Here is a 26863-nt window from a genome sequence, read left to right as displayed (position 1 = left end):
CGCTTCCACGACTGAGCTTGCCAGGGGGTGGCGCTCTCCGTACACTCGCGCGTAATTTATAAAACCCGTTGCAGACCCGCTGCAAAACCCGTTAAACAACGCGCCGATTAGAGGAGAACCCCCGCCATGGCCGATTCCTACTTCCCACGCTGGCGCACGCAACCGAGCGCGGCCGAGGGCCGTGTCGTCAATACCGATGAGCGGCTTGCCTGGCCGCAGATGTTTGCGATGGGCATCCAGCACGTCGTCGCCATGTTCGGCTCGACGGTGCTCGCGCCGCTGCTGATGGGCTTCGATCCGAACCTGTGCATCTTCATGTCGGGGATCGGCACGCTGCTGTTCTTCGTGGTGGTGGGCGGGCGCGTGCCGAGCTATCTCGGTTCGAGCTTCGCCTTTATCGGTCTCGTGATCGCCGTGACCGGCTACGGCGGGCATGGGCCGAATCCGAACATCCCCGTCGCGCTCGGCGGGATCATTGCGTGCGGCGTGGTGTACGCGATTATCGGGCTGATCGTCTCGGCCGTCGGCACGAAATGGATCGAGACGCTGATGCCGCCGCTCGTGACCGGCGCGATCGTCTGCGTGATCGGCCTGAACCTCGCGCCGATTGCCGTCAAGGGTGTGAGCGGCAGCAACTTCGACTCGTGGATGGCGCTTGTCACCGTGCTGTGCGTGGCCGCGGTTGCCGTGTTTGCGCGCGGCATGTTGCAGCGCCTGCTGATTCTGGTGGGCCTGCTGGCCGCTTACGTGATCTATGCGATTGTCACCAACGGCCTCGGCATGGGCAAGCCGATCGACTTCTCGATTGTTGCGAACGCCGCCTGGTTCGGCATGCCGCATTTCACGGCGCCGGTCTTCAACGCGCAGGCCATGACGCTGCTCGCACCCATTGCGGTGATCCTCGTTGCGGAGAATCTCGGCCATATCAAGGCCGTGAGCGCGATGACCGGCCAGAATCTCGACCGCTACGTGGGTCGCGCATTCCTCGGCGATGGCCTCGCCACCGTCGTCTCCGGCTTCTCCGGCGGCACGGGTGTCACGACCTACGCGGAAAACATCGGCGTGATGGCGGTGACGAAAATCTACTCGACGCTGGTGTTCGTAATCGCGGCGGTAATTGCGCTCGTGCTCGGCTTCTCGCCGAAGTTCGGCGCGGTGATCCAGACCATTCCGGGGCCGGTGCTGGGCGGTGTGTCGATTGTCGTGTTCGGGCTGATCGCAGTGACGGGCGCGCGCATCTGGGTCGTCAACAAGGTGGATTTCTCCGATAACCGCAACCTGATCGTCGCGGCCGTGACCCTGGTGCTGGGCGCGGGCGACTTCTCGCTGAAGCTGGGCGGCTTTGCACTCGGCGGTATCGGCACGGCTACCTTTGGCGCGATCATTCTGTACGCGTTGCTGCGCCGCAAGCCGGCGCAGCAACCTGCGCTTTAAGCGACGCTTCAGGCGACGCGCTAGCCACACAGGTAAGCCACAACAGATCGGCCACAGGCAAGCGCGCGCCGGTACTCAGGCCCGCGCTGCGCCTCGCGTGATCAGCGCAGTCTCCGACAGATCCAGTTCGCGCATCAGCTTGTTGAGCGTCTCGTCGTTGATCTTCTGCGTGTTGCGCAACGACAGCAGCACAGCGCGCTCAGCGCGTATCGCAGCCAGCTTCATCTGAAACTCCAGCGCCTCCGCGCGCCGCGCCATTTCGCTCGGCGGCGTGCTCTCGTCGCCGAGCGTCGCGAGACGGCGCCGGTAGATATCCATCACGCGCGCTGTGACGTCTGCCGCATAGGCGGAGGCCGACTCGTCGAGATCGGCCGTGGCGGTTTCGTGCAGATTGTCGACGGCGCGGATCGCTGCCTGCGCCCCAAGCTTGCGGGCGTGCCGTTCCTCCGCAGCATGCGGATCGCGGCCACGCCGCCAGCCGTGCAGCAGAAGCGGCAACCCGACCACCGCCACCAGCAGCGACGCCAGAATCACGCCCGAGGCGATAAAGATCGCGAGATCGCGGCCCGGCAACGCTACGCCGTTCGGCAATGCCTCGGGTAGCGACAGCACACCCGCCATCGTTACCGCACCGCGCACGCCGGCCACGGTTGTCACCGTCACGGTACGCAACCCCGGCACCGCACTCGCCATGCCGCGCCTGGCCGCGCCGCGGCTCGCGTACCAGCGCAGCAGCCAGACCCACACAAAACGCAGCGCGTAGAGCGCCAGCGCGACCGCCGCGATATAGCCGATCAGCAACACCATCTGCTCATTGCTGGTCTCGTGCGCATCGATCAGCGCGCGGCCAAGGATGTGCGGAAACTGCAGACCGAGCAGGATGAACACCATGCCGTTGAAGACGAATTCGATCATCGTCCACGTGCTGTTGGCGCGCACGCGCGCCGAGACGGGCCCGGCGTTGGCGATGCTGGTGTAGTTCATCATCATCCCGGCGGCGACCGCGGCGAGAATGCCCGACCAGCCGAAATGCTCGGCAAAGAGATAAGCCGCGAACGGAATCAGCAGGGTCATCACCACGCCCGGCGCGGGATCGCCTTCCTCGGTGACGTTCAGAAAACGCGCCGACGTGACGCTGAAGAGCCAGCTCACCGCCACGCCGGTGGCGAGCCCGCCCAGAGCAATGATGACGAAGCTGATCGAGGCGTCGCGCAGCGAGAACACGCCGGTCAGCGCGGCGGCAATCGCAAACTTCAGCGCGACCAGGCCTGACGCGTCGTTCATCAACGCCTCGCCTTCGAGGATATGCATCAGTTGCGCCGGAATCTTGTTCTTGCCGGCGATGCCGGTCAGCGCCACCGCATCGGTCGGCGACAGCACGGCGGCAAGCGCGAAGGCGACCGGCAAGGAGATTGCCGGCACCAGCGCGTGCACGAAATAGCCGACCGCCAGCACCGTCATGAAGACCAGCCCGAGTGCGAGCAGCAGGATCGAGCGCCGCGCCATGAAAAACTCGCGTTTCGGAATGCGCCAGCCATCCGCGAACAACAGCGGCGGAATGAAGAGCATCATGAAGATTTCCGGATCGAAGGTGACGTGCAAGCCGAGTCTCGGCCAGGCTAGCACAGCGCCGAGGGCGATCTGTACGAGCGGCAGCGGCAGTTTGAACGGCAGCACACGGACGACGACACCGGAGACGGCGACCGCAAGCAGGAGGATCAGGACAGTGAAGACAATTTCCATCTGGCTCGTCTAAAGAGGGGCGGCAGGCACTCGTGCGCTGGGCGACGGATGTGCGAGGCGCGGGCATGCGGCGGGATGCGCGGCGGGCAGCGAATGTGCAGACATTAACAAACGTAAGGTGGGAGTTTAGCCCGAGCCACACGCACTCCGTATGCCCCCAATTAGCGCTTTTAGGCCGAGGCGATTGCACCGATATGGTGCGTGGTGCGCGCAGAGGCGCCGACCGCAACGGCAACCAGCGCCGCTACGCATACAAAGTTTGCTCGAAGGTGCGGCAGCGTGCGCACGGAGCTTGCTTAAGCAGTGTCGATGACGCACATTTTGAGAATCGGCGCCGAGGTTGTTCGCCCCCGCGTTCGGACCGGCCCGGCTCTCGCGTGAGAGGAATGCATGACGATTGCGCAACAGGAAAGAACGGCCGCCGCGCCGCATGGCTTTGAGGTGAGTGTGACTTCGGGGCTCGAACGGTACTCGGTGCGGCATGGGGATCTGGAGCTGACGAGCGTGTTTCAGCCGATCTTCAGCTTGTCGCATATGCGTGCGGTCGGTTACGAGGGACTGCTGCGCGCCCACGACGCGCTCGACCGGCCCGTGTCGCCGCTCGACGTATTCGGCCAGGCCGCGCGGCTCGGTGATGTGCTGCAGATGGACCGGCTCGCCCAGGCGCTGCACCTGGAGAACTTCAAGGTGCTTGGCGCCGAGAAGGAGTGGCTGTTTCTGAACGTTCACCCGGGTGCCCTGACCGATCCGTACCACGCCGCCGCGTTGCTGGCGAATCTGCGGCGGCTCGATCTGTCGCCACGGCGCATCGTGCTCGAAGTGCTGGAACAACGCGCCGAAGACCTCGAACGTCTTGCGGAAGCCGTGCGCAAGTTCCGCGAACTCGGCTTCCTGATCGCGCTCGACGATTTCGGCGCGGGACATTCGAACATCGAGCGGATCTGGCAACTGAACCCGGACATCGTCAAGCTCGACCGCATCATGCTCTCGCATGCCGCGCATCGCGCCGATATGGCGACGATCCTGCCCGGACTGGTCGCGCTGCTGCACGAAGCGGGCAAGCTGGTGCTGATCGAAGGCGTGGAAACCGAACATGAGGCGCAGATGGCGCTCGCCTGCGACGCCGATTTCGTGCAGGGTTTTTTCTTCGGCCGGCCGAACCCGGGCGCGGCTGACAGTGTGCAGGCGGTGACCTGCATCGGCGAGGTCACGGAGCGCTACCGCAACCAGACCGAGGAGCGCGAGCGGCGCAATGCGAGCCGGCTCGCGCCGTATATCCGCGCGTTCGAGCGGGCGGCGGAACGGCTCGCGGCGGGCGAGCCGCTCGACGAGGTGTGCTGGAATTTCCTCGCGCTCGATCATGCGGCGCGTTGCTTCCTGCTCGATGCCAAGGGCCGCCAGGCGGGCCGCAACGTGGTGCTGCGCGCCGACCGCGCCGCGCACGAGACGCGTTTTCTGCCACTCGCCGATGCACAAGGGGCGAACTGGCTGCGCCGGCCGTACTTCCGGGCGGCGATCAACGCGCCGGAGCGCGTGCATGTGACGCGGCCGTATCTGTCGATTAACGAAGCGCTGCCGTGCGTGACGCTGTCGGTGGCGACGCATGTCGGCGAGCAGACCTGCGTGCTGTGCGGCGATATCGACTGGGTGGATGACGAGCAGTTCTGAGATCATGTCGGCTTTAACGACACCGATCCGCCGCCATGTCTCACGCCCGCGTTTTGCTGGAAGTCATTGCCACTACGCTTGCCGACGCGCGGCTCGCGGCGCAGGCGGGGGCTGACCGGCTTGAGTTGATCACGGCGATGGGCGAGGGCGGTTTGACGCCCAGTCTCGGGCTGATCGAAGCGGTGGTCGAGGCCGTGGATATTCCGGTGAACGTGATCGTGCGCCCGCATAGCCGGTCGTTCGTGTTCGATGCGGATGACCACAAGGTGATGCTGCGCGACGTGCGAGCGGTCGCGGCGGCCGGTGCGAATGGCGTGGTGATCGGCATGCTGACGCCGGAGGGCGAAATCGACCGCGAGGGTTTGGCCCGTGCAGTCGATGCTGCGGATGGCCTCGCCATCACCTTCCATCGTGCGTTCGACGAGACGCGCGATTTGCCCGCGGCGCTGGACGTGCTGCTGGGTTTTGAGGCGGTGACGAATGTGCTGACCTCAGGTGGCAAGCCATCCGTGTTGCAGGCTGAGGAGACGATTCGCGCGCTGCTGCGGCAGGCGGCCGGTTCGCATTGCACGATCCTGGCCGGTGCCGGGTTGACGGTGGATGCGGTGGCCGGGTTTGTTCAGGCAACCCAGGTCACGGCAGTGCACTTCGGCTCAGGTGTCAGGGTGGGTGGGAATGGACTTGCGCCGGTGGACCCGCAGAAGGTGGCACGGGTGCGGGCGTTGCTCTGATCGAACCTCGCCCGAAGCCGCGCGCACCAACGCGCACTTACTTTGCCACCACCACCGGAATCCCCTTCAACGTCCCCGCACCCTTCACTTCCTCGAGCGCTTGCCTGACCGCTACACCAGTCGCCGCTTCGATATTCAGACGCGTGGCCAGCTCACGCTCGCTACGCTTCACACCTGCGAGATTCGCCAGCTTCACGTGCCCATAACCGCGCACCCGAGCGTGCAGGTCCGCCAGCCTGATGACATCTTCAGCGTTAACCGCATCGAGCTTTGCAAAGGCCTTTTGCATCGTCACTTCGTAGTCGTCGGCCAGTTCGCGTTCCATCCGGCGTTCCAGCGTGCGGCCAAACGGATCGAGCATCGTGCCGCGCAGTCCGCGGAATTTCGCCATCGTGCCGAGCACAGGCCATAGCCACTGCCCGAACGTCTTCTTGAGCGGCGCCGAACCGTGTTTCGGGCGTGACAGCGTCGGCGGCGCGAGATTGAATTTCACGCCGTAGTCCTTGCCCGCCACGCCTTCGAATTGCGCTTCGAGCGAGGCGCGGAACGCGGTGTCCGTATGCAGGCGCGCCACCTCGTATTCATCCTTCACGGCCAGCAAGCGATAGAACGTCGTCGCCACCGCGCGCGTCAAGCGCTCGTCCGGCGCAGCACTGCCGAGTGTCGCTTCGGCGCGGCGCGCCGCATCCACCAGCGCGCGATAGCGCTTCACGTAAGGCGCACCGCCGTACACCGCGAGGCGGCCTTCGCGATGCGCGATCAGCTCATCCACCGTATCGACACGCACCGCTTGTTGCACAGCATGCCGAGCCTGCCAAAGCGCTTCGAGCGCCGCCGGATCGGCCGCGGCAAGACGGCCCACCGAGAACGCCAACTGGTTCATCTGCACCGCGACGTTGTTCAGTTCGATCGCGCGCATCATCGCGCTGAACGACACCGGCACGAGGCCAAGCTGCCATGCAAAGCCGAGCATCAGGATATTGGCGCCGATCGTATCGCCAAGGAAACGCGTCGCCAGTGCCTGCGCGTCGCAGGAAGACATGCGCTCTTCACCCGCGGCATGACGCATCTTGTCGATCAGCGCGTCGGCGTGCAGGTTCGCGTCCGGGTTCTGCACGAAGGTCGCGTTCGGAATCGCATGCGTATTCACGACAATGCGCGTGCGGCCATGCCGCACCGTTTGCAGCGCATCGGAACTCGCGCCCACCACCATGTCGCAGGCGAGCAGCACGTCGGCCTGCTGCGTATCGATGCGCACCTGGTTGAGCCATTCGTCGCGGGCGGCAAAGCGCACGAACGACAGCACCGAGCCGCCCTTTTGCGCAAAGCCCATGAAGTCGAGCACCGAGGCGCTCTTGCCCTCCAGATGCGCAGCCATGCTGATCAGCGCGCCCACCGTTACAACGCCCGTGCCGCCCACACCCGTCACCAGGATATCGTACGGCGCGGCGTCGAGCTGGGTGGCAGGCACCGGCAATGCATCGACGCCGGCGGCCAGCGCCGCCGCATCGAATGCCGCGCCCGCGGCCTTCTTGAGCTTGCCGCCCTCGATGGTCACGAAGCTCGGGCAAAAGCCGTTCACGCACGAAAAGTCCTTGTTGCACGACGACTGGTCGATGCGGCGCTTGCGGCCCAGCGCGGTTTCAACCGGTTCGACCGACAGGCAGTTCGATTGCACGCCGCAATCGCCGCAACCTTCGCAGACCTCTTCGTTGATGAACAGACGCTTGTCCGGATCGGGGAATTCGCCCTTCTTGCGGCGGCGGCGCTTTTCGGCCGCGCAGGTCTGGTCGTAGATCAGCACGGTGACGCCGTCGGTATCACGGAGTTGCCGTTGCACCGTGTCGAGTTCGCTGCGGTGGTGAAACGTGGTGCCCTTCGGGAACAGGTCGTGATGGCCGTCGTATTTCTCCGGTTCGTCGCTCACCACGACGAAGCGCGACACGCCTTCCGCCTCCACCTGACGCGCGATTTGCGGCACCGAGATGCTGCCGTCGACCGGCTGGCCGCCGGTCATGGCGACCGCATCGTTATAGAGAATCTTGTAGGTGATGGTGGCTTTCGCCGCGACCGCCTGGCGGATCGCCAGAATGCCCGAATGGAAGTACGTGCCATCGCCGAGGTTCTGGAATACGTGGCGCGTCTTCGTGAACATGGAGTGCGAGGCCCAGTCGACCCCTTCGCCGCCCATCTGGATGAGCCCGGTCGTATCGCGCTCCATCCACGAGGCCATGAAGTGACAGCCGATGCCGGCCTGTGCGATAGAACCCTCAGGCACTTTGGTCGAGGTGTTGTGCGGGCAGCCGGAGCAGAAGTACGGCGTGCGTTTGACTGCATCGGCGTCGTTGGAGAGGATTTGCGGCGCAACCAGATCGACCACGCGTTCGCGGCGATCGAGCGCCGGCTTGTGCCGCGCGATCCAGTTGGCGAACACGGGCAGGATGCGCGAGGGACGCAACTCGCCGAGCGCGGAGAGCAACAGCGTTCCGTCCTGCGCGTGCTTGCCGATCACCACCGGGCGCGCGCCGGCCTGGCGGTTGTACAGATAGTCCTTGATCTGCTGCTCGATGACCGGGCCTTTTTCCTCGATCACCAGCACTTCGGAGAGGCCTTCCACGAACCTGTCGATGCGCGTCATCTCCAGTGGGAACGATAGCCCGACCTTGTAGATGCGCACGCCCGCCGCTTCGAGATCGGCGACCGTGAGGTCGAGGCGGCGCAGCGCTTCCATCAGGTCCAGATGCGCCTTGCCGCACGTCACGATGCCCACGTTCGCATGCGGGCTTGGCGCGATCCATTTGTCGATGCTGTTGCTGCGCGCGAAATGGCGCACGGCGTTGAGCTTGGCGTCGAGCCGCGCCTCGATGGTGAGGCTCGGCAGATCGGGCCAGCGGTTATGCAGACCGCCGGCGGGGGCGGCGAAATCCTGCGGCACGGTCCATTGTGTCTGCAGCGCATCGAGATCCACCGTCGAGCCCGATTCGACCGTCTCCGAAATCGCCTTGTAGCCGACCCACGCGCCCGAGAAGCGCGACAGCGCCCAGCCGTACAGGCCGAACTCCAGCATGTCGGCCACATTCGACGGATTCACCACTGGCATATGCCACGCCATCATCGCGAAGTCGCTTTGATGCGGCATCGACGACGACACGCAGCCGTGATCGTCGCCCGCCACCACCAGCACCCCGCCGTGCGGCGACGAGCCATAGGCGTTGCCGTGCTTGAGCGCGTCGCCGGCGCGATCGACGCCCGGACCCTTGCCGTACCACATTGCAAACACGCCTTCGACGGTGCGCTCCGGGTCCGATTCGACCCGCTGCGTGCCGAGCACGGCGGTGCCGCCCAGTTCCTCGTTGATGGCGGGCAGGAAACGGATGTCGCTTGCTGTGAGCAGTTTCTTCGCCTTCCACAACTGCTGGTCGACCATGCCGAGCGGCGAGCCGCGATAGCCGCTGATAAACCCGGCGGTGTTCATGTCGCGCGCCTTGTCGAGCGCGCGTTGCATCAACGCGAGACGTACCAGCGCCTGGGTGCCGGTGAGGAAAATGCGGCCGCGTGTGGCGGTGAGGTTATCGGACAGCTTGTAATCGGCTAGAGCGGGCGTGCCATCGACGGGCAAGCGAGCGGTCATGGTGAGTCTCCGTTTTTATGCGTTCGCGCGAAGTGGATGGGGACCACAAAAGCTTCGCGTCGAAAGAGACTCTATTTTTTAGCGCCGATTAGAGAAAAGTTTTGCTAGTTTCGGGGTTTGCGCGCGCTCAGGCGCGAAGTGTTTTGCGAATTCGCAGCCTTTTGAGATAGATCTGCCGGTCGTTGGACGGGTACGGGATTACCCTTGTACGCTTCTGGGAGGCCCGGCGCGGAAGCGCCGCGCCGGCTCTACAGCGCTTATCAGTACCCCGTCCACACAGCGAGCGCCAACGCGCAACCCGAGAGCAGCAGCAACACCACGAACAGCGGCAGGATGAACCGGAGCCACTGGCCGAAACCGACGCGCGCCGTGGCCAGGTACGCGAGCAACATGCCGGAGGTAGGTGTGACCATGTTGGTCAGGCCGCCGCCGAGCACGAACGCCAGCACCGAGGTCTGGCCGCTGACGCCCGAGAGTTGCGCGATCGGTCCGATGATCGGCATGCTGACCGCGGCCTTGCCCGACACGGATGGAATGAACACGTCGAGCACCATCTGCACCGCCATCAGGCCGTTGGCGACCCACACTGCCGACTGGCCGCGCGCCAGCCGCGTGAAACGATCGATCAGCGTATCGAGCACCAGGCTGTTCTGCAGGATCAGTTCGACCGAAGCGGCGAGGCCGATCAGCAGGCCGGCGAGGATCATGCCCTTCATGCCGTCGACGAACGCGTCGGCGGCGCTGCGCGAATCGAGCCGGCCCACGGCCGCGGTGACGATGCTGATGAACACGTAAAACGCCGACAGTTCGACATTGCCCCAGCGCAGTTCGCGCGTGCCGATCACCAGCATGGCGGCGGCAATCGCCAGCACCACCAGCGTTGCCTTGTGACGGCCCGACAGCTTCGCCTGCGGATGCTCCTGCAGACTGGCTTGCGCCGCTGCGCGCCGGTAGCCGCCGCGGCGCACGTGAACCAGCAGATAGACGATGCCGAGCGTCAGGAACACGACGAACACGCCGATCCGCATGGCAATGCCGCTAAACAGCGGCACGCCGACGATAGGCTGCGCGACCGCCAGCGACAACGGATTGGTCACCGAAGCGATATACCCAACCTTCGCCGCAATCGCCACGAGACCGACCGCGAACAGGTTCGATAGCCCGAGCCGGCGAGCGAGCACCATCACCATCGGAATGATCACGAGGTATTCGGAGATGAAGCCGAGCAGCGTGCTGCCAAGCCCGATCAGCACCATCAACAGCGGCGCGAGCACGTACACGTTTCCGGCGGTGAGTTGCAGCAAGCGGTCGATGCCGGCGTCGACCACGCCGGTCTTGCGCATCACGCCGAACATCCCGCCCACGAACATCACCATGAAGATCAGCGGCGCGTTCTTGATGAGGCCGTTCGGCACGGCCACAAACGCCGATACGAGGCTCGCCGGCGCGGCTTGCTGCGGCGTGCTTTTGCTGACGGCCGGGGCGAACAGCGTGGCGACGCTCTGCGCTTTCGGCACCACATGGTAGGTGCCTGGCACGACCAGCTTGTCCTGCCGCTCGAACTGGCCTGCGTCGATGAGGTACGTCATTGCCACCGCGGCCAGCACAACCCAGATCATCATGACCACCGGATGCAGCATCTTGCCGTGCGGTTTCTTTTCGTCGTGGCCGCCGTGGCTATTGCCTGTGCCTCCTGCGTCGCCTTCCTGGCTGCCCGGGTCGGAGTGGAGCCCGCTGGCGGCGGAGGCGTGCGCGGCCGTGGCGGCAGATGAGGCGAGGGTGGTCATGGGCGGCTTCCTGGGAGGCTTGTCAGGCCGGTTGAGCGGTGCTGGATTGCGGCGCGGCATAGCCGAGTTCGGCGGAGATCGTGCGGCTGCACGCCTGCAAGCGCTCCAGATAATCGGGAATCTCGACCCGGCTGATGCGCATCTCCGGACCCGAGACGCTTACCGCGGCAACCGTATTGCCGGTCATATCGCGCACCGGCACCGAGATCGCCACCGCGCCGGCCGTCACTTCGCCGACGCTCACCGCATAACCCTTGCGCGCGACCGAATCGAGTTCTTCGATCAGCTTCATCAGGTCGGGCGGCTGCGGCAGTTTCTTCAGGCGAGCGAAGTATTCGGTTTTCACGGCATCCGGTGCGAACGCGAGCAGCACCTTGCCCGAGGCGCCCGAATTGAGCGGGCGGCGATTGCCGACCGCGCCGATCGTGCGCATCTCGTGGGTGGTCTCGCAACGCGCCACGCAGACCGTTTCCAGTCCTTCGCGCACGCGCAGCACGACGTTTTCGTTGATCGCCTGGTTGAGCGCGAGCATGTGCTTTTGCGCCGAGCGCACCAGCGTGTTCTGCTGCGCAGCGGCCACGCCGATCACGAACGCCTGCGGGCCGAGCGCGTAGGTCGACGAACGGGTGTCCTGCACGACGAAGCGGTGCAGTTCGAGCGTGCACAGCATGCGGTAGGCGCGCGATTTGTTGATACCGAGCTGGCTCGCCAGTTCGGTGACCCCAAGGCCTGGATGTTCGGCGACGTGGCTCAGCATCTTCAGTGCGCTGTCCACGGAGTCGACGATGTAGTTCACGGCTTGCTCCTTCAATGGAGGGATGTCAGGCGGACGTCGCGAGCTGGCCGCGCACGTAGTCGGCGAGCGCAGCGACGAAGCCGTCGAGGTTGTTTTTCAGCGCGGTGAAGCCCGCATGCTTCGCGAAGCTGCTCTCGTCCATGTAGAGGCCGCGGTTCAGTTCGATCTGGATGCTGTGGCGGCGCTGCGCCGGATCGCTGACGGCGGTCAGCAGATCGCCGCCCTGATACGGTTCGTTGACCTGCACGGTGTAGCCGGCAGCGGTGAAGTATTGCGCGACCCATTGCGTGAAGGCCGGATCGGCGGTGCTGCCGAGCCGGTCGCTGATGACGAAATCCGGACGTGCTTCGCCCGCATCGACGTTCATCTCGTTGCCGCGCGATTTCATCGAATGACAGTCGACGTGCCACAGCGCGCCATGCTGCGCGACGGCGCGTTCGGCGGCGGCCTGCAACGCCGCGCGATACGGCAGGTAATACGCGTCAATGCGATGCCGCACTTCGGCAAGCGACAGCTTGCGCCCGTACATCGGCTGGCCCGGCAACGCGTCGCGGCGGATCAGACCCATGCCGCGCAGCGTGTACTGCTGCGGTGCGAGCGGCGTGGGCCAGGGTTCGGCCAGTAACTGCGCGTCGATGTCGGTGACGGCGCGGTTCGCGTCGATATAGGCGCGTGGGAAGTGTGCACCGATCAGCACGCCGCCGTGCTCCGGCACGCTCGCCCACAACTCATCGACGAACGCGTCCCACGAGGTATGGAGCGCCCCGCGCGAGGCGATGGTGTCGAAGTCGGCCGGCATGGTCATGCCGCTGTGCGGCGAATCGAACACGATCGGCAGCCGCGCAACCGTGGGCTCGGTCACGAAGAACGGCGCATCCTGGCGGTTCGCGTGCTTCGCCAAAGGAGTGGGAGTGTTGTTCTCGAACGTCAAAACAGATTCCTTTCAGGTGGGCGACGCGTTGCAAAACGGCTTTAAAGCGCTGCCCTACTGGGCTAGGTGTCTCGTGTGTTTTATTTAATAAAACAGCGTATCAATATTTAACGCTGAACGATAACGCCGGTCAAGTCACTCGCTGCAACCCGCACCACATGGGCCTCCTGCTACAGGCGCCTTACTGGGCAAGGATTTGCCGCGTATTGCCAGATAAAACCTGAGTCTTCCGAAATTCCTGTCAATGGGTGCTAACCAGAAATTTGCCGACCGCTTGACGCTCAATTTCTGCGATCAGAATAATAAACAATACGTTGTTTTATCAAATAAAACAGCGTGATTCGGCGTCGATAGACGAGGTTTCGCGGGGATGCCGGTGTGCAACTCAAACACGACACAACAAGGACAACGAAGATGGACAGCAAAGGTTTGGTGAAGCAGCGCGTGGTGAACGCACTGGTGGGTGCGGGGATGGGCGCGGCGCTGTGCGGTCACGCCGTGGCGCAGTCGAGCGTGACGTTGTACGGCATTGTCGATTCCGGCATCACCTATACGAGCAACCAGAAGGGCAGCTCGACCTGGCAGGCGACCGGCGGCAACGAGCAGGGCACGCGCTGGGGACTGTTGGGCAAGGAAGACCTGGGCGGTGGCACGAGTGCGGTGTTCAAGCTGGAAAACGGTTTCAACATCGAAACCGGCACGGCCAGCCAGAACGGCCGGATCTTCGGGCGTCAGGCGTGGGTGGGCTTGTCGAACGACCGTTGGGGCACCTTCACGATGGGCCGCCAGTACAACGCCGCGCAGGATTCGCTGGCGCCGCTGCAGATCGGCGCGAGCATCTCGCTCACGCAATATGCGCTGCATCCGTTCGACACCGATGACCTGAACAACACGTTTCGCACCGACAACTCGGTAAAGTACGTGACGCCGACCCTGGCAGGCTTCCAGGGCAACGCGATGTACGGCTTCTCCAACGAGACCAATTTCGCGCAGAACCGTAGCTGGAGCCTGGGCGGCACCTATGGCGCGGGTCCGCTGCATCTGGGCGTGGCCTATGTGGTGCTCGACAACCCGGCGCTCGACACCACCGGCGCCATTCCGTCCGACAACTACTACACCTTCCTGAAAGGCATCACGAAACAGCAGATCTGGGGCGCGGGCGGCACCTACGACTACGCGAACGCCACTTTCGGTCTGCTCTACACGACCTCGCTGTTCAATCTGCAAAGTGGCGCGTCGGAACGCTTCAACAACTACGAAGGCAGCTTCCGCTACCGCTTCACCCCGGAGCTGTTCTTCGCCATCGGCGAGACCTACACCCAGGTTCATGCGACGCAGAGCGCGAATCCGAGCGTGCACTACCTGCAGACCAGCACGGGCTTCCAGTACTTCCTGTCCAAGCGTACCGATCTGTATGTGAACGCGATTTACCAGCGCGCGTCCTCGAATGCGGTGGCGGACATCGAAGGGATCAGCAACGCGTCGAGCACGCGCACCCAGGTGGTCGGCGTGGTGGGTGTTCGCCACAAGTTCTAGGTCTGCGGGCATTGCATGTGCGGCGCATCGGGCAGGGCGCGCCGCGCAAAATTTTTAGCATAGCGGACCTGCTGTTGGCAAGCACGCTGCAGACCGCCTTCATGACAACGCTGCCGGAGCCGAATAGCGGGCGGGTTTCGTCGATGATGTATATCAGGGTCCAGCCAAACAGAAACGCGGGATGCTGCTCGCGAACTAGCGTCAGGTCGTAGAGCTTATGCAGCGTGTAGCCTTCGACCGAAGTCTCAGGACGCACCATGTCGGTCGTTACCGACATCAATCTACCTGTGCCGGACGAGAGAAAGGAAATTCGGGATGGTGCACGGGTTATATTCAATGCCTTACCCAGTTTTCGCTTTTCCCCGATGCACGATCAGCTATGACTTATCACGCTATTACCGTCACGCTTGAAAACATCAATGGCATAACGGCCGTGAAAGACAAATATGGCATACAAACGCAAAGCCTAACCTTCAATGCCACGGTGTCGGGAAAGCGTCAATACGCTGTGTCACTCCGTGGCGAACCCCGTCTTGAAAATGGCATGGTCGTAACTGCGGTGCTTCGCGATCCTGAGAATTGGCAAACGCTCATAGCCTGGTTTAATCACTCAAGCGGCCAGATTTGCGGTGTTGAGCCGCCCCTTCAACCGTTCGCCGTCTGGCTGTTCACGGTCCTGATTGGAATTATGTTTTTCTTCAAGGCAGTAAGCGCAAATACAGGCACGGGCTTCAGGGCTGTCTTGCTGCTCGCGGTCGTAGGGATCAATGTTTGGTCGCTACTATCCTGGATCAAGTCCGTGAGGGTTTACAGACTTTTGCGCCCCTGAATTCGCAGAAGACGCGCCGCATGAGAGAGGCGACGCTCAGGGCGTAGCTTGCTTCGTTCTTGTAGAAAGGCGCCCGCATACGCGGGCGCATGGCTCATCAAACACCTGCTCAATCGAGCTGAGCGTGCTAAAGAATGCCCTCGGTTGTAGCTGTGTCAATCCAGGTTCTTGATGTTTTGCGCCGCATCATCACGGCGCCGCCAACACGACACCACACGCAAAGCGTTATTAACACAATGGGCCATACTCCCAGCGCGTGCAAATATGGCCGCCCGGCTACAGGCCATACAAGACTTAGCGTCGCGATCCACTTGAGCAGGCCATAACCGGCCTTCTTCCGATTTAGCGCCAACCCCAGTGCCAGCGGGTTAGCTGCCAAACTCACCACCATTGCCAAATAACCTTCCAGCGGCAATATGTGAAGCTGGAGCAGAGCGACTTCCACCACGCTTTCAAACGCAAAAGCCAGAGCAAAGCCGAATAGCGAAATCCGTATGGAATATGGCATTCCCTTCCCTGTTATTTGTACATCGCTGGACAACTAGTTGACCAGCTAACCCAATCTGAACCACCCATTTGATCATATTGATATTTGCAGTAGTCTGCCCGATACTGAGATTCATTAATGGGTGTAATGCTGCCTGGTACCGGATTTCCCTTGATTCTCAGAATCCCTCCCACTGCATCTTCGTCGCTCATACAAACAAAAAGCCCATTTGCTGCCATAAGTTCATCATAGCTGAAGAGATTCCACCCACTTCCATTCACCGTAGCTCCCCAATAGAGTGACGAACTCGCAGTAGACGCCGGGTTGGAAATTTGCATGACATTTCCAAGCAGATTTCCTAGCCATATTTTCGCACTGCTAAAATATGGCTGAAATGACGATTGCAAATCTGCAGATAAGGCGATTGCGCTGACTGCTGCCGCTGCTTCAGGACCAGCTTCAGCCCAGAAAAGCAACGTAACAACGATGGTTCCACTTGCACTTATCAACGTCAAAACATCACCTGGCTGTACTTTTTTGTTCGGATCCTGCCAGTCAACTACAATCTTGGTTAGTGCCGAAGTAGCCACCATACCGTTAGTGACGATACGGATTGGCTGGAGCATTTGCGATATATTCGACACTGTAGCCACGAGAGTAGCGCTGGTATTGAGAATGGACAGAGGGTCTGTAGGGTTGTCTTTCACACCCATCAGAGCTTGATAGCTGGCCATCGAATTCGATCCTGAATCGATCCAGTGCAACACCAATTCCGCTTTTGCCATGTTATTCAGCCTTTGACTCAGTATTCCACGGGGCAATCGAGTTCACCGCCGAGCTTACGGAAGGTGCTGTTGACGGATCGCCGTCGATCACGTATCGATAATAAAGCTGCGCATTTGTAATTTTTGGTTTATAGGCGGGCTGTGCAATAAAGGATTTCGATTGAGAAAGAATAAGTGGAATATGATCGATAATCTGTGAAAAGCCCCTGTCAGTTGCGATCTGTAAAGTGGCGTGAATATCGCTTTTCGGATCGTTGAAGTTGACGATTCGAACCCAGAATATCCAGGCTCCATCTTCGCGTTTCAGTGCTGTTGCACCGTTAGATAGCACGTATCCTCGCCCCAATGCCGATTCCCGCCGCGGATTAATGGGTGCTGCCTTTACGGCGTCAGTGGAAATTCCGGCCAGAGAGAGTGCGCTTGCGCGCAGAAAAAAGCGTCTGTTAATCATCGTTCTTGTTCGCCAAGTGGCTTGCGCCGATTGTAAATGTAGCCCTCACTACAGACACAAAGCTATCGCTGTCGTTGGCACGCGTGACATCGGACGAGTCCTAAAACAATCCCTCACGCGCGACGCAGAGCGCGCGTCCTCGAATGCGGTGGCGGACATCGAAGGGATCAGCAACGCGTCGAGCACGCGCACTCAGGAGGTCAGCGTGGTGGGCGTTCGTCACAAGTTCTAGGCCTGCGGACATTGCATGTGCGGCGCATCAGTCAGGGCGTGCGGCAAAAATTTTCATGGATAAACGTGCTTGTTGGCAGAGCGCCTGGGTTACGCTAGGCGCTTCTCCGTTGCCCCGCGAGCGCCCCATGAAACTCTATTACTGGCCGAAGACGAGAGCGTTTCGCGCGCTCTGGATGCTGGAAGAAATCGGCGTGCCGTATGAGCTGGTGCGGGTCAACATCCGCGCGGGTGAGCAAGGCGAGCAGCGCTTTCGCAGCATCAACCCCATGACGAAACTGCCCGCGCTCGACGACCATGGCGTGCACGTGGCCGAATCGGGTGCGGTGCTGCTCTATCTGGCGGACAGGTTCCCTGCCGCGCAGCTTGGCGCTACGCTCGACGACCCGTTGCGCGGACGCTTTCTGCAGTGGCTGTTTTTCACGCCGGGCTGTCTCGAACCGGCGATGGCCGAAAAGATCGTCGGCTCGCCGGGCAATACCTTCAGCTTTGGCTGGGGCGATTTCGAGCGCGTGAAGCACGCGGTCGACGCGGCGCTGGAGGAAGGGGAGTGGCTGCTGGGCGAGCGCTTTAGCGCGGCGGACCTGTTGCTGGCCAGCACGCTGCAGATTGCCTTCATGGCGAAGCTGCTGGAGCCGAAGGGCCGGATTGGCAACTATGTCGAGCGTGCCGTGACGCGCGACGCTCATGTTCGGGCGGTGGCGGTGGAGCAGCGCGAACTGGCGGCGCTGAAGTAGGCGCTCTGGTTCGAGTGTGGGCCGCGGCCGGTGGCCCGGTTGCTTCTGGTGGCCTGGTTGCTTCAGTTACTTCAGTTGCCCCGGCCGCTTCAAGTTGCGATAAGTTGCCTTAAGCGCCCGGCACAGCCCGCGGGTCGATCGTGGTTGGCGATGCGGGCGGCGCCATCGGTTCCAGCGGCTCGACTTCGTGGAAATGAGCGTAGTCGACGTGGCTCACGCCGTCTACCTCGCGCAGCAGGTCGACGTACTTGTATTGCCAGCGGATATCGTCTGCCTCCCACGTGTAACGCGCCTGCATGGTCTGCGAGGTCTGTTCGTCGGCTCCTTCGATCGTAATCAGCAAGGACGCGTCACGCGCTTTCATCGACTCGGCGGTTTCGCCGAATAGCGGGCTGGTCTCGTCGATGATGTGCATCAGGGTCCAGCCAAACAGAAACGCGGGATGTTGCTCGCGAACCAGCGTCAGGTCGTAGAGCTTGCGCAGCGTGTAGCCTTCGACCGAGGTCTCGAGGCGCATCATGCGCAGTTTGCCGCGTGCCTCGGCGATCACATTCTGGCGGCCGTTGGCGGCGCGCGCCATCAGCGTCATGTGGCCGTCGATCGGGCGGACAACCGCATAGCGGGAAAACATGATCTTGGCGCGCGGCCGCGAGAAGCGGGCGAAGATCAGGCCGGTCGCCAACGCAATGCTCGACATGCCGACGAAGATTTCGAGCGTGGCGATCCAGTGGGCGTAGACCGTCTGCGGATGCATGTCGCCATAGCCGACAGTGGCGAGTGTTTCGACGCTGAAGAAAAACGCGCCGCCGAAGCCCGGCGGAAACTGGTTTGCGATCGGCGCCGTGCCGAGCGAATAGAGCGTGGCGAACGCTGCATTGAGCAGCAGGAACATCAGCGCCAGCGAGACGAAGAACACCGGCCACGTGACCGTCAAGGCGCGGTGGTACATGTCCTGCCAGAACCGCACCGGCATGCCGTGCGCAACGATCACCCGGGAGTTGAGGCGCAGCTCGCGGCTGCCGCGCGGCAGGCTTTTGCGTGTGGCGGCAGTGGCGTTCGCGGAGGCGGCGCCGCTGCCCGTCCCGGCGCCGGGGGCCGCCGTAGTGTGCTTTGTGCGGTCTGAAGTATCGGTGGCCATTGCGTGTTCTTCAGCGTGAAAACGCGCAAAGCGTAGCACGCCGCACGCAGCGCTTTTGCAGATTTTCTGCCGCTTGACAATGTGCCGCCAGGCTCGCCGAATTCGCCTCACGCGAATTCACGCCATCAAGGAAATGTGCGCGGTTTCGGAATTCCTGCGCCGTGCTCGATATCGGCGATAGCTTGCTGGTGGGCCGCCTCGACCGCTTCGGTTTCGCTCGTGTAACCGGCGTCGCCGCCGACTGTGGTCCACACCTTGACGGCGTGGTCGCGATGGCGGATTTCGTATTCCGCGTCCCAGCGCGCCCCTTGCAGTTCGAGCGGACGCACGTGGATCGCGTACACGCCATAGAGGAAGAGCGGTTCGGCCATTTTCGCCTCCAGCCGTTTGTTTCCAGAAAGACACCGCGCGGTAAAAAATCAGCTGCGGGACCACCTGCACAGTCAACCGCAAACCCGCTGTCGAACGCACGGGCGCGCGGGGCCCCGGGCCTGCCTAGAATTCGATTTCGCCGAGGATGCGGTGCGCCAGTGCTTTGGCTTCTTCGAGGGCTTCTTCCTCGGTGCTCGAGGTGGCCTCGACTTCGTAGACCGTGTTTTCCAGCTCGCCGCCTTCGTCGCGGGCAAGCGTGACCACGCCGCGGTACGCTCCTGCGTCTACAGGGCGCACCGTGGCGGTGGCCGTGTAGAGTCCCTTGGTGTAGGTGACGTCCTCCATGATGCTTCTCCAGCAAAGGGGGAGATTCCATCCTAGCACGCCGTTTTGTGACTTTCCGGTCATCTGCGTGACAGGCCGGCGTTCGGTTTATCTGCGCCTCGAATTTGCGGCTCGAATTTGCGGCTCGAATCTGCGCCTCGAACGCCGGCGTGCGACGCCTGGTTTTGCAGCCTGGCTTTTCAGCTTGGCTTTTCAGCCTGGTTTCCCAGCTTGGTTCTTCAACTCACTTCTCTAGCTCAGTTCTCCAGCAGTGCGACCACTTCATCGAGCGACGGCGAGTGCGCGCCCGCATGGCGGCAGGCCGCCGCGCCGGCTGCCAGCGCAAAGGCGAGATGTTCGTGCCACGTGCGCTGCGGCGCCGCCATCAGGCTGAACAGCAGGCCGCCGATCGACGCGTCGCCCGCTCCCACCGTATCGGCCACTTCAACGCGCGGCGGTTGCGCCTCGATGATCGTGTCGCCTTCGATCAGCGTGGCCTTTTCCGGGCCGCGCGTGACGAGCACGGTGGCCAGCGGATTCATGGCGCGCAGTTCGGCGAGCGCTTCGGCTTCGCTGGTCTTGAACAGCAGCCCGAGGTCCTCGTCGGACACCTTGATGAGGTCGGCGAGCGCGGCCATCTTGCGCAGTGTCGGCATGTAGCCGTGCGCCATCAGGTTGCGGTAATTCGGGTCGAAGCTGATCTTCACGCCGCGTTCGCGCAACTGCGCGGCCAGCGTGGCGAGCGTATCGCCAAGCGGCTGGCGCACGAGGCTGATGCAGCCGAAGTGCGCCCACTTCACCTGGTTCATCCAGCCTTGCGGCAGGCGCGATGGATCGAAAGCGAGGTCCGCGCCGTTCTCGCCCATGAAGAAGTACGCGGGCGGATGCGTCTGGTGCACGATCGCCAGCAGCGGTGGCCGTTCCACACGCTGCATGAAGCGCATGTCGAGGCCGGCGGCGACGCTGGCGTTCCACAGTTCGTCGGAAAAGTTGTCGGTGCCGAGCGAGCCGGCGCAAGCCGTGCGCAGCCCGAGGCGCGCGACCGCGCGGGCGACGTTCCAGCCGGCGCCGCCGGGGCGCGACAGCCATTGCGAGTCGCCGGTGCGCACGAGGTCGGTCAGGATGTCGCCGGCCGAAACGAAGAGGGGAAATTCAGTGCTCGCGCTCATGATGCTCACCGTGCGGATTCAGTCGTCGTGGATGGCGCGTGCGGCAGTGCATGCGTGAGCACTTCGTAGCACGCGCCCATCGTGTGATAGTCGGTCTTGCCGGCCGGGCTCTTCTCGTCGCTGTACTTGCGGTTGTCGCACGTCAGGATGCGATACCACGCGCCGTATTTATGATCGACGAAATGCGCCCAGCTATAGCGCCAGATCTCGTCGTACCAGTCCCAGAAGCGTTCGTTGCCGGTGCGCTTGCCGAGCAGCGCGGCGGTCGCGAAAGTCTCGGCCTGAACCCAGAAATACTTGTCGTGGTCGCAAACGGTGCCGTCCGGGCCGAAGCCGTAGTAGAGGCCGCCGTGATCGTCGTCCCAGGCGTGCGTCATGGCGGCGTCGAACAGTTCGATGGCGCGCGGCAGCAGCCACGGCAGCGGACGGTGCCGCTCGAGGATCAGCAGCAGCTTTGCCCACTCGGTCTGGTGACCCGGCTGGAAGCCCCACGGGCGGAAGATGTTTGAGCTGTCTTCCTCGTTGTAGTGCCAGTCCACCGACCAGTCCGCGTGGAAATGCTCCCACACCAGACCCTGCGAGAGTTTTGCCTGACGCAGCGTGATGTTCGACGCCACCCGCTCCGCACGGTCCAGATACACGAGATGGCCGGTCGCCTCATAGGCCGCGAGCAGCGCCTCGGTGGTGTGCATGTTGGCGTTCTGGCCGCGATACGAGCTCACCCGCCAGTCGGGCGTCGCTTCGTCGGCGTAGAGGCCGGCGGCCGCGTCCCAGAAGCGGTGCTCCATCAGCTCGAAGGTGGCGCCGATCAGCGGCCGCGCTTCCTCGATGCCGGCCATCGCGGCATGCGCATAGGCGAGCAGCACGAAGGCGAGGCCGTAGCAATGACGGGTGCCGTCGAGCGTGTGCTTGCGGCCGTCGCGCCATTCGAGTTCCCAGTCGTAGCCTTTCAGTTCGGCGTCCCAGTGCGCGTCATGCAGGAAATTCAGGCCGTGGCGCGCGTATTCGAGGTGCTTGGGGTCGCCGAACTCGCGATACGCCATCGCGTAGTTGAAGACGTAGCGGCAACTGCTGACCAGATGGCGCGTGGTGCGGTCATAGATCGAACCGTCGTCGCGGAAGAAATGATAGAAGCCGCCGCTCGGGTCGAACACGTTCGGCGCGTAGAAGCGCAAGGTGTCCTGGATATGCGAGCGGAGGAACCCGGCCTCGCGAAAACTGGCGACGGCAGGCACGCCGGACTCTGCGGCCGGCGTGGGGGCACCGTGGCCGCGATGGTCGGATTGAAGCGAATCGGAGGGTGTCATGGCGTTTTCACCGAGGTACTGGCACGAGCAATGAGATGAACGGGCAAATGGACTTCGAGTTCGGCAGGCGACTCTTCAAGCAGCAGTTCGACGCCGCGCCGGCCGAGCGCCTCCTTGTCGACGACGATCGTCGAAAGCGGCGGCGTGGCGTGAGCGGCGGCGGGGATATCGTCGAAACCGATCACCGCGATGTCCTGCGGAACGCGCAAGCCGCGCGCGAGGCAGACGCGCAGCGCGGCAAGCGCGGCGGCGTCGTTGTAAGCAAAGACGGCGTCGGGGTGCGGGCCGGGCGCATCGAGCACGCGTTGCATGGCAAGCGCGGCGCCGGTGTCGGGATCGAGCCCGGCGTCGATGGTGACTTCAAGCGAGGGATCGAACAGCAGGCCGGCTTCGAAGAACGCGCGCCGGTAGCCGAGCGCGCGCTGGGCGATGCTGAAATGCGCGAGCGAACCGCCGATGAAGGCAATGCGCTTATAGCCGCGCTGGAACAGATGCTGCATCGCCAGCGCCGCGCCAGCGGCGTTGTCGAGGTTGACGGAGCGCAGGCCCGGCGCCCACAGGTCGATCAGCACCAGCGGGCGCTGCATGGCGACCAGCGTGGTCAGCGTTTCAGGCTCGACGAAGCCGGCCACCGCGACCGCGTCTGGGGCGTGCAGGCGCATCTGCTGGATCACGTCCTCGGTGGGCCCGGCGGTCAGCACCGACGGCACGATGCCGCGCTCGCGGCAGGCGTCTTCGACGCCGTGCAGCACGTGCGAGAAGAACGGGCTCGCGGCGAAATTGTTGTGCTGGCGATGTAGCAGGAAGGTAAGCCGGCGGATGCGCGGGCGCAACTGCGCGGGGTCGTAGCCGAGCTGGCGCGCGGCCTCGACGACCCGCAGGCGGGTGGCGTCGGACAGGCCTGGCTGATTCTTCAGCGCGCGGGAGACGGTGCCGATCGAGACGCTGGCGGCGCGAGCGACATCACGGATGGTTGTGGCCATCGGAGTGGGCGGCAGTCGTTTAACGCGCCGCTGGGCAAGTTGATTTTGCCGGATTGTATAGTAAAACTGTCGGAAAGATGCCCCGTTTAGCGCAAATCAATATGCGTAAATACCCGGATATATGGGAAAAATACAGTTTTACGGTGTTTAGTAAAAACAACTAAACACGCTCCTCGACACGCTCGGGAAGGTGAGTTTTTAGGGGTGATGGGTAGGATTCCGAAATATTATCTGGAGAGCTTGAGCCGCTGGTCAGCGGAGAAACAGGCGGCCGCGTGACGCAAGCCACGCGCTTGCAAGCGCCGCTTCACCGCCTCGGCGCTTAATCGCCTACGCGCTTCACCGGTCCGCTGGTCCGCTTCACCGGGCCACCCTTGGTTGCCGGTTCAGTCGAGCGTGCCGTGGTGCGCTTCGATCTGCCCGCGCAGCAGCGCGGTACTCTCGTCCGCTTCGATCAGCACGAAGCCGCTTGCCTCATGCTTGGCGCGCCGTTTCGCGACGGCCGCCACCGAGGCAATCTCCTCGCTGCTATAGAGCGTCGGGCCGCCATGGGATTCGACGTGCACGCAGCCGATCGCCATTGTCACGAAGCCGAAGAAGGTCGGATTGCCGCGCCGGTCCTCACCGTGGATGCCGCCGGCGAGCCGGTCTTCCGGTGCGTAGAAGCGTTGCGCCCCTTCGTTGAACAACTGGATCGCGCGCATCACGCGCTCGCGCCAGTCGTCGCTCTGGAACAGGATCAGGAAGTCGTCGCCGCCCACGTGGCCAAGGAAGTCGCGGGTCGGGTCGCACGCGTCGGCCAGCACGGCCGCCGCGAACTTGAGCACTTCGTCGCCTTGCCAGTAGCCGTACTGGTCGTTGAAGGGCTTGAAATGGTTCAGGTCGACGTAGCAGGCGTAAAACGCGGCGTCGTTGCCGAGCAGCCGCGCGATGTGCGAGCTGATCGGGATGTTGCCGGGCAGGAAGGTCAGCGGGTTCGCGTAGCGCGCCGCTTCGATGCGCACCTCGGTGACTGCACGCACAAGGTTCTCGCCCGTGCCGAGACCCGTGTATTTGCCGCTGTCGGTGATCACGAAGCCGTCGGCGAGGTAGCGCTGGTCGTCGCTCGCGAGCAGCTTGGCCATCTGCTCGACCGTCATCGATTTTTCGATGATGACAGGCGAGGCGTTCGCAAACAGCAGGCAAGGCCGCTTGCCGAACAGTTCGCGGTGATAAGGCAAGGCGTAACGGTCCATGAAGGCGCGCCGGTTGATCAGCGCCACCGGTTCGTCGTTTTCGACCACGGCAACCGCGTGCAGATCGGGCAGGCGGTTGAACAGTTCGAGCACGTCGTTATTGGTGGCATGGCGCTGCAGGGCCGGCGCACGCACCATCATCTTGGCCGAGGCCATGCCGCCCGAGGGCGAGGCACTGACCGAGCGGGTCGCCTCCGGAAACACGGCGATGTGGCCCGCGCGGATCGCCTGGCGGGCGTCGTCCGTCACCGCGCGAGCGGGTTTTGCATTGGGCCGGCCGAAAAAATAGCCTTGCCCGCAGCCGATGCCCATGTCGCGCACCACGATCAGGTCCGCTTCGTTCTCGATGCCTTCCGCCACCAGCCTGGCGCCGCTCGCATTGGCGAAATGCTGCATTGCGCGCACGGCTTCGAACTTGAGCGGATCGCTTGCGATGTCGTGAATGAAGAAGCGGTCGATCTTCACCACGTCCGGCTGCAGGCGCACCCAGAGATTCATGCTGGCATTCGCGGTGCCGTAGTCGTCGAGCGCGAATTGCGCGCCGGCGGTACGCAAGGTCGCAAGCGCCGGCAGGAAGTTGCCGATGTCGGGAATCGCGTTCTGCTCGGTCAGCTCGATGACGATGCGCTCGGGGTCGACACCGGCCTGGCGCAGCAGCGCGAGCGTGTCGTCGCGGGCCTCGGCGAGCTGGCGCAGCGCGCCCGCGCTGAAGTTGAGGAACAGCTTGCCCTCGCAGGCGAGCCGCGCGAACGCTTCAATGCACGTGATCGCCGCGGCGCGCTCCAGTTCGAGCACGCAGCCCTCGGCGCTCGCCTGCGCAAACAGCGCGAACGGGCTTTCGAGCGACGAGCCGGCCGGCCCGCGGATCAGCCCCTCGTAGCCAAGAATCGCACCGTCGTCGAACTCCACGATGGGCTGGAACACAGCGGACAAATCACGCCGGGCGATCAGAGCCTCGATGCTGGATGCGCCAGATCGAGGGGGCGAGAGGAGTGGCATGGCAATGGGCCAAATCGGTGGACCGAAGGTTTATCGGCAAGGCGGCGGACAAATTAAGTGAAGTTTTGGTGACAGATTGCACCGGCGTGGTGCGTAAAGACCTGCGTTTGCGTCACGCCGTTGTCTTCGTTGGGGCGGGGTTGCAGCCGCCATGCAGCCGTCATCCGGCGGGCGGGTATTTGGCCTATGCCATCCGGACAGGGCGACGGCGCGCGCGTTTCGGCGTGAAATAACGAAAAAGCCGCGCGAGGGCGGCTTTGCTCAGACAGGCTCAGGGAGGGCGCTTTATGAATCTCTTGTTCGACTCGCACGGCGCCTTAACGGCGCGCCACCGCAGCGGCGGTGTTATCGGCTGCTGCTGCGTGGCTTTCGCCACTGGTGTCGCGCGCTCCCCAGCGCTGCGCCAGCGCCGCGCACACCATCAACTGGACCTGGTGAAACAGCATCAGCGGCAACACCACCGCGCCCACCGCATGGGAGGCGAAGATGACCTTCGCCATCGGCACACCGGCGGCGAGACTTTTCTTCGAGCCGCAGAAGATGATGGTGATCTGGTCCGCGCGGTTAAAGCCGAGCCGCTTGCTCGCGAACATCGTCACGGCCAGAGCGAGCGCCAGCAACACGATATTGATGAGCACCAGGCCGCCCAGGGCGCCAAGCGAAGTATGGCGCCACAGGCCTTCGTTGACCGCCTCGCTGAAGGCGCCGTACACCACCAGCAGGATCGAGCCCTGGTCGACGAATTTCAGCACACCGCGATTGCGCTCGAGCCATTTGCCGATCACCGGCCGCAACAGTTGCCCGGCCACGAACGGCACCAGCAGTTGCAGCACGATGTTCCACACCGTGTGCCAGGCGGAGGAGCCGCCGGCCGCCTGATTGGTGACCACCAGGCTGACCAGCGCTGGCGTAATGAAAATGCCGAGCAGGCTCGAAGCCGACGCACTGCACACCGCGGCAGGCACATTGCCTTTGGCAATCGAAGTGAACGCGATGGACGACTGGACCGTCGATGGCAGCGTACAGAGGAAGAGGATGCCGGCATAGAGCGCAGGCGTGACAAGGGGCGAAAGCAGCGGTTTGAGCGCGAGCCCGAGCAGCGGAAACAGCGCAAACGTGCTCAGCAGGACGACCGCATGCAGGCGCCAGTGCGTCGCGCCCGCCACGATCGCTTCGCGTGACAGTTTGGCGCCGTGCAGGAAGAACAGCAGGCCTACCGCGAAGTTCGTCAGCCAGTTGAAGCCAACAGCGGCCTGCCCATGCACGGGCAGCAGGCTGGCGAGGATCACCGTGCCGACGAGGCACAACGTGAAGTTATCGGGAAGCAGTTTCGGGCGAGCCATTTCGGAAGTCTCAATACGGGCAAGGCGGAAATACAGAGACGCGTGCGCACTGGCACGGAGCGTTTGCTGTAGGGGAAGGGTCCATTAGTAAAGGAAAACGATTGAAAAATCAAATTCATTTGCGGAATTGATTGATGAGTCTTGCGCATTCAAGTCCGGCTGGAGCTTTTGCGGCGAGACCGCGATAAACCATTCGGCATAGATCGCAGTATTGTC

General features: G+C 63.0%; 23 protein-coding genes and 1 pseudogene. 7 read left to right on the top strand and 17 right to left on the bottom strand.

Annotation, left to right across the window (positions count from 1 at the left end):
* Positions 1-126: 126 nt before the first annotated feature.
* A complete protein-coding gene (locus tag FFS45_RS11105) occupies positions 127-1434 on the top strand; it encodes a solute carrier family 23 protein (protein ID WP_137954686.1) in 1308 nt (435 codons plus the stop codon).
* A 75-nt stretch (positions 1435-1509) separates the two neighbouring features.
* Here FFS45_RS11105 and FFS45_RS11100 read toward each other — a convergent pair whose 3' ends face one another.
* On the bottom strand, positions 1510-3177 hold the full coding sequence (locus FFS45_RS11100; protein ID WP_137954685.1) for a Na+/H+ antiporter: 1668 nt from the start codon (positions 3175-3177) through the stop codon (positions 1510-1512).
* A 390-nt stretch (positions 3178-3567) separates the two neighbouring features.
* On the opposite strand from FFS45_RS11100, the gene FFS45_RS11095 reads away from it, so the two are divergent.
* Together FFS45_RS11095 and FFS45_RS11090 are read left to right on the top strand one after the other, a co-directional pair.
* Positions 3568-4845, top strand: coding sequence for an EAL domain-containing protein (locus FFS45_RS11095; protein WP_137954684.1), 1278 nt, complete (start codon positions 3568-3570; stop codon positions 4843-4845).
* A gap of 35 nt (positions 4846-4880) precedes the next feature.
* The gene (locus FFS45_RS11090; RefSeq protein ID WP_137954683.1) at positions 4881-5576 is read left to right on the top strand and encodes a copper homeostasis protein CutC; all 696 of its coding nucleotides are present in this window, start codon (positions 4881-4883) and stop codon (positions 5574-5576) included.
* Positions 5577-5613: 37 nt separating this feature from the next.
* Here FFS45_RS11090 and FFS45_RS11085 read toward each other — a convergent pair whose 3' ends face one another.
* The 4 genes from FFS45_RS11085 to FFS45_RS11070 all read right to left on the bottom strand — a co-directional run bounded on the left by FFS45_RS11085 (position 5614) and on the right by FFS45_RS11070 (position 12691).
* Positions 5614-9207: an indolepyruvate ferredoxin oxidoreductase family protein gene (locus tag FFS45_RS11085; protein WP_137954682.1), complete on the bottom strand. Its 3594-nt coding sequence runs from the start codon at positions 9205-9207 to the stop codon at positions 5614-5616.
* Between the two features lie 260 nt (positions 9208-9467).
* Positions 9468-10994, bottom strand: a complete 1527-nt coding sequence (locus FFS45_RS11080) for a YfcC family protein (protein WP_137954681.1) — start codon at positions 10992-10994, stop codon at positions 9468-9470.
* Positions 10995-11016: 22 nt separating this feature from the next.
* A complete protein-coding gene (locus FFS45_RS11075; protein ID WP_137954680.1) occupies positions 11017-11790 on the bottom strand; it encodes an IclR family transcriptional regulator in 774 nt (257 codons plus the stop codon).
* Positions 11791-11815: 25 nt separating this feature from the next.
* The gene (locus FFS45_RS11070) at positions 11816-12691 is read right to left on the bottom strand and encodes an N-formylglutamate amidohydrolase (protein ID WP_249362759.1); all 876 of its coding nucleotides are present in this window, start codon (positions 12689-12691) and stop codon (positions 11816-11818) included.
* 444 nt (positions 12692-13135) lie between these two features.
* Here FFS45_RS11070 and FFS45_RS11065 point away from each other — a divergent pair, with 444 nt between their 5' ends.
* Positions 13136-14257: a porin gene (locus FFS45_RS11065; RefSeq protein WP_137954679.1), complete on the top strand. Its 1122-nt coding sequence runs from the start codon at positions 13136-13138 to the stop codon at positions 14255-14257.
* A gap of 118 nt (positions 14258-14375) precedes the next feature.
* Here the strand turns inward: FFS45_RS11065 and FFS45_RS42335 are convergent.
* Positions 14376-14516: pseudogene (locus FFS45_RS42335) on the bottom strand (Inward rectifier potassium channel); the annotation flags it as partial.
* Positions 14517-14636: 120 nt separating this feature from the next.
* On the opposite strand from FFS45_RS42335, the gene FFS45_RS11055 reads away from it, so the two are divergent.
* Positions 14637-15086, top strand: a complete 450-nt coding sequence (locus tag FFS45_RS11055) for a hypothetical protein (RefSeq protein WP_137954678.1) — start codon at positions 14637-14639, stop codon at positions 15084-15086.
* A gap of 127 nt (positions 15087-15213) precedes the next feature.
* Here FFS45_RS11055 and FFS45_RS11050 read toward each other — a convergent pair whose 3' ends face one another.
* From FFS45_RS11050 to FFS45_RS11040, 3 genes are read right to left on the bottom strand one after another with little or no spacing between them, the layout of a single operon-like run.
* The gene (locus tag FFS45_RS11050) at positions 15214-15594 is read right to left on the bottom strand and encodes a hypothetical protein (RefSeq protein ID WP_137954677.1); all 381 of its coding nucleotides are present in this window, start codon (positions 15592-15594) and stop codon (positions 15214-15216) included.
* Between the two features lie 11 nt (positions 15595-15605).
* Positions 15606-16358 (bottom strand): hypothetical protein, encoded by a 753-nt coding sequence (locus FFS45_RS11045; RefSeq protein WP_137954676.1) that lies wholly within the window; start codon positions 16356-16358, stop codon positions 15606-15608.
* Position 16359: 1 nt separating this feature from the next.
* Positions 16360-16809 carry a hypothetical protein gene (locus FFS45_RS11040; protein ID WP_137954675.1) on the bottom strand — a complete coding sequence of 150 codons (450 nt, stop codon included), beginning with the start codon at positions 16807-16809 and terminating at the stop codon, positions 16360-16362.
* A 359-nt stretch (positions 16810-17168) separates the two neighbouring features.
* Between FFS45_RS11040 and FFS45_RS11035 the strand changes: the two genes are divergently transcribed.
* A complete protein-coding gene (locus FFS45_RS11035) occupies positions 17169-17777 on the top strand; it encodes a glutathione S-transferase (protein WP_137954674.1) in 609 nt (202 codons plus the stop codon).
* 109 nt (positions 17778-17886) lie between these two features.
* Here the strand turns inward: FFS45_RS11035 and FFS45_RS11030 are convergent, their stop codons facing one another.
* The 7 genes from FFS45_RS11030 to FFS45_RS11000 all read right to left on the bottom strand — a co-directional run bounded on the left by FFS45_RS11030 (position 17887) and on the right by FFS45_RS11000 (position 25304).
* The gene (locus tag FFS45_RS11030) at positions 17887-18915 is read right to left on the bottom strand and encodes an ion channel (RefSeq protein ID WP_137954673.1); all 1029 of its coding nucleotides are present in this window, start codon (positions 18913-18915) and stop codon (positions 17887-17889) included.
* A 125-nt stretch (positions 18916-19040) separates the two neighbouring features.
* Positions 19041-19286: a hypothetical protein gene (locus FFS45_RS11025; protein ID WP_137954672.1), complete on the bottom strand. Its 246-nt coding sequence runs from the start codon at positions 19284-19286 to the stop codon at positions 19041-19043.
* A gap of 124 nt (positions 19287-19410) precedes the next feature.
* Positions 19411-19632 carry a hypothetical protein gene (locus tag FFS45_RS11020; RefSeq protein ID WP_137954671.1) on the bottom strand — a complete coding sequence of 74 codons (222 nt, stop codon included), beginning with the start codon at positions 19630-19632 and terminating at the stop codon, positions 19411-19413.
* Between the two features lie 236 nt (positions 19633-19868).
* Positions 19869-20780 (bottom strand): carbohydrate kinase, encoded by a 912-nt coding sequence (locus FFS45_RS11015; protein WP_137954670.1) that lies wholly within the window; start codon positions 20778-20780, stop codon positions 19869-19871.
* A 5-nt stretch (positions 20781-20785) separates the two neighbouring features.
* Complete coding sequence (locus FFS45_RS11010) at positions 20786-22087, bottom strand: AGE family epimerase/isomerase (protein ID WP_249362750.1); 1302 nt, start codon at positions 22085-22087, stop codon at positions 20786-20788.
* Positions 22084-23070: a LacI family DNA-binding transcriptional regulator gene (locus FFS45_RS11005; protein ID WP_137954669.1), complete on the bottom strand. Its 987-nt coding sequence runs from the start codon at positions 23068-23070 to the stop codon at positions 22084-22086. The genes FFS45_RS11010 and FFS45_RS11005 overlap by 4 nt, the downstream gene beginning before the upstream one ends.
* A 386-nt stretch (positions 23071-23456) precedes the next feature.
* Positions 23457-25304, bottom strand: a complete 1848-nt coding sequence (locus FFS45_RS11000) for a phosphodiesterase (RefSeq protein ID WP_137954668.1) — start codon at positions 25302-25304, stop codon at positions 23457-23459.
* Between FFS45_RS11000 and FFS45_RS41690 the strand changes: the two genes are divergently transcribed.
* On the top strand, positions 25271-25537 hold the full coding sequence (locus FFS45_RS41690; protein WP_171029623.1) for a hypothetical protein: 267 nt from the start codon (positions 25271-25273) through the stop codon (positions 25535-25537). The genes FFS45_RS11000 and FFS45_RS41690 overlap by 34 nt on opposite strands.
* A gap of 84 nt (positions 25538-25621) precedes the next feature.
* Here FFS45_RS41690 and FFS45_RS10995 read toward each other — a convergent pair whose 3' ends face one another.
* Positions 25622-26647 (bottom strand): bile acid:sodium symporter family protein, encoded by a 1026-nt coding sequence (locus FFS45_RS10995; RefSeq protein ID WP_137954667.1) that lies wholly within the window; start codon positions 26645-26647, stop codon positions 25622-25624.
* Between the last annotated feature and the right edge of the window lie 216 nt (positions 26648-26863).

It is taken from the genome of Burkholderia sp. 4M9327F10 (assembly GCF_005503145.1).
In the GTDB taxonomy this organism is placed as follows: Bacteria; Pseudomonadota; Gammaproteobacteria; order Burkholderiales; family Burkholderiaceae; genus Paraburkholderia.
The sequence above is the reverse complement of the archived record's forward strand: the minus strand, read 5'-3'. Positions and strand labels throughout refer to the sequence as shown.